The 2,828-nt window shown below is 61.1% G+C and carries 2 protein-coding genes and 3 tRNA genes; 4 read left to right on the top strand and 1 reads right to left on the bottom strand.

The genetic code is table 11. From position 1 onward, the window contains the following. Positions 1-759: 759 nt before the first annotated feature. Complete coding sequence (locus tag DID98_RS35315; RefSeq protein ID WP_124572234.1) at positions 760-942, bottom strand: hypothetical protein; 183 nt, start codon at positions 940-942, stop codon at positions 760-762. Positions 943-2,374: 1,432 nt separating this feature from the next. On the opposite strand from DID98_RS35315, the gene DID98_RS35310 reads away from it, so the two are divergent. The 4 genes from DID98_RS35310 to DID98_RS35295 all read left to right on the top strand — a co-directional run. Next, positions 2,375-2,460 (top strand) — tRNA-Tyr (locus tag DID98_RS35310). Between the two features lie 43 nt (positions 2,461-2,503). Continuing rightward, positions 2,504-2,577: transfer RNA gene (locus DID98_RS35305), tRNA-Gly, on the top strand. Between the two features lie 25 nt (positions 2,578-2,602). Further along, a tRNA-Thr gene (locus tag DID98_RS35300) sits at positions 2,603-2,677 on the top strand. A 65-nt stretch (positions 2,678-2,742) separates the two neighbouring features. Continuing rightward, positions 2,743-2,828 (top strand): GTP-binding protein (locus tag DID98_RS35295; RefSeq protein WP_039555751.1); only part of this gene is annotated, 86 nt, incomplete at its 3' end.

Below are 2,828 nucleotides of genomic sequence, written 5' to 3'. Positions count from 1 at the left end.
TCCCGTGTGAAAGTAGGTAATCGTCAGGCTCCCTAAGCCAGAAACCCCCGCCCGAAAGGCGGGGGTTTTTGCATTTGAAGCGCAGAAAATGTGCAATCACCGCCGGGCGTTGGCGTTGGCGTTGGCGTTGGCGTTGGCGTTGGCGTTGGCGTTGGCGGCGGCGCAAGCAAGCAAGCAAGCTGGCTGGCTGGCTGGCTGGCTGGCTGGTCGGGCGGGACTTTCATGTACGCCGCGCGCCGTGTCGCGAATGGACGAGTGGCTCGACCCCGCTGCTGCCGGTAATTCCGCGGCCAGGGCGGCCAGTCTTGCACCGCTCGCAGCGCGAGAGTCTGATCGGCGCCGAATTGTTTGAGCAGGTGGCGGCTCATTGACGCATCCTGCTCCTCATCATCGTTGACTGCATCGAACCCGCGCAGCGAGATCTGCCACGTCTATCATCTCGGTTGCCACTTGGCTTCGAGCTCCGTGCGGTTTCCATCCTGTGACGAACCGACCAGGGGCGCGGCAGGGGTCACCCTTGCGCGCAGCCGAAGGCTCCGTCAATCGCCGGGGTGCCGACGATGGCCGCGTCATGCTCGAAGTGATCGCGCCTCCGCTCGTTCTCCCGTTAGTTATTTACCTCCTCGAGCACATAGCACGGCAAGTCTAGCCATCGCAAATCGGAGTCCATTATCTCGGGCTATTAATTGGTGTATATCGGTTATCTCCGCCCAACGTCGTCGATTCTGTTTCGAGGTGCTGGTGTGTGATTGGCGCGTTTCAGGGCAAATCCACGGCTGCCTCGGCGACAGCGCGAGGCCGAGATCGCGCGCCCGTCGGCATATGCGTGACGACCGCAACCGCCATGAGGCCTTCCATCGGCGCGAAGGCGTCGCAGAGGCGAATTTCTTCGACGAGCGAATAGGCGGCGTCGCCGAAATAGTGGCGGCCTTCGCCCATCAATCCGAAATGCGTACCGTCCGCGTTGACGCCGGACGACCGCACCGTGCATGCAGTGCTTCGACTACACAGTGCCAAGCGCTCGATCGGGCGAATCGGCGGATCGTGCTGCTGCCATGGCTCCGGGTCGACATGAGCATCGCCGGGCAGTGAGTAGTCGATGTCGACGAACCCGCGTTGAATGTCGGCTTCCCTGCCGTCTGGTTCGTACGGGGCGACGTACAGGCGCCCCGGTCAAAGCCGATGCAGTTCCGCACTTGACCGAACGAGGTTCCACTCGTATCCACACGTCGGATGGCGCGTGTACAGCTCAGCCTCGCCACGATAGGCCGCCCAGACATTCATGGTGGTCGGCTTGCACAAAGGACGGTTCGACACAATGCGCGCTGCACTGTTGAACGTTCGCAACGACGGCGACACGCAAGCGATGTGGCAGCAGGCGTGCGGGCGCAGATCGTCGCGCATCGGCGGCACCAAGACATCTAGGAAGGCCGAGCTGTTGGACCTTCTCGCAAGGTGCCAGCGTGGCTATCAGCCGCGATAACGTCGGTTGACGCTCGTTCGGCAACCACGCGTACGCGATCGCTTCCGGAGTCGTGACTCGCGGGCGTCGCCGCGTGCTGGTGGCCAACAAGCAGCCGGCGTCGACGGCCGGTTTTAAAGTCTCATGCGTCGCGCGAGCCGCGGCGCCTTTCGCGCGTCTGGCGGTGTGGCGCCCGGAAAGCGTCGGCTCTCGGACTGCCGCGATCCTTCCCGTGCTGCACCACGCGTTGTCGATGTTGGCCGCATGTGCCACCGAGGAAGCAAAGACCAGTGCGAAGGCAAGAAGGACGACAGGGTATCGCGTGGAGGCAGGGAAACGGGAGAGCGGTCGGCATGATCGCGGAACACGGGATGGTACCGCGCGTGCCTTCCGTCAGTGGTGATGAGGGGAGGGGGCGAAGATGGCCCCTAGGTGCTTTCCGGGTTCGATTCCGGTGTCGCAACGGAGCAAGCGGGGAACGGCGACGCCTTCCGTGGAATCCGGCTTCGGCACCCCGTTTGCCGGAAACCCTTGCGCGCAGAAGCCGGTTGTCGCGGGTTTGGCGGGGTGCTGATGTGTCGCCATTATCAACCTACCCCCTGGGCTCGCGTCGGAAGCCTTGCAGATTCCTCCGGCATGGAAATTGCAAATTTTTTGCGTTTACCCGCTTGGCATTATGCGTGAGAGGTCGTATCATGGCGGTCTTTCGTTTTCAGCGAAGATGCAAATCGAAGCTGAAGACGGAGTCTGACGAAGATGTGGGCGCCGATCGGCGATCCTCTTGTGCTTGCCTCAGCCGGGTGAGCGCGGGTGTCGGGTGAGTCGCCAGGGTGCGCTGGAAGAGAATGAAAATAATCTTCCGGATGTGCTTGACAAGAGTGCGATGCACCCCCATAATCGTCAGTTCTCTACGGAGGGGTGCCCGAGTGGCTAAAGGGGGCAGACTGTAAATCTGTTGGCTTACGCCTACGTTGGTTCGAATCCAACCTCCTCCACCAGAACATCAGCGCAGAGAGCGGTAGGGAATCGTTAGTGGCCCGTGCGGGTGTAGCTCAATGGTAGAGCAGAAGCCTTCCAAGCTTACGACGAGGGTTCGATTCCCTTCACCCGCTCCAGTCCGTGTAGTTGAAGCGTAATACCGCCCATGTGGCTCAGTGGTAGAGCACTCCCTTGGTAAGGGAGAGGTCGGCAGTTCGATCCTGCCCATGGGCACCAGCAGTAAAAAGTCAGTGTCTGTTTGCGCGCGGCGCAACATGTGAAATTCCTTTCGGGAGTTGAAAATGGCCAAGGAAAAGTTTGAGCGGACCAAGCCGCACGTCAACGTTGGTACGATTGGTCACGTTGACCACGGCAAGACGACGCTGAC

This window comes from Burkholderia sp. Bp8984 (genome assembly GCF_003853755.1).
Lineage (GTDB): Bacteria > Pseudomonadota > Gammaproteobacteria > Burkholderiales > Burkholderiaceae > Burkholderia.
Note: the sequence above shows the minus strand (reverse complement) of the source record. Positions and strands in the feature narration are given on the sequence as shown.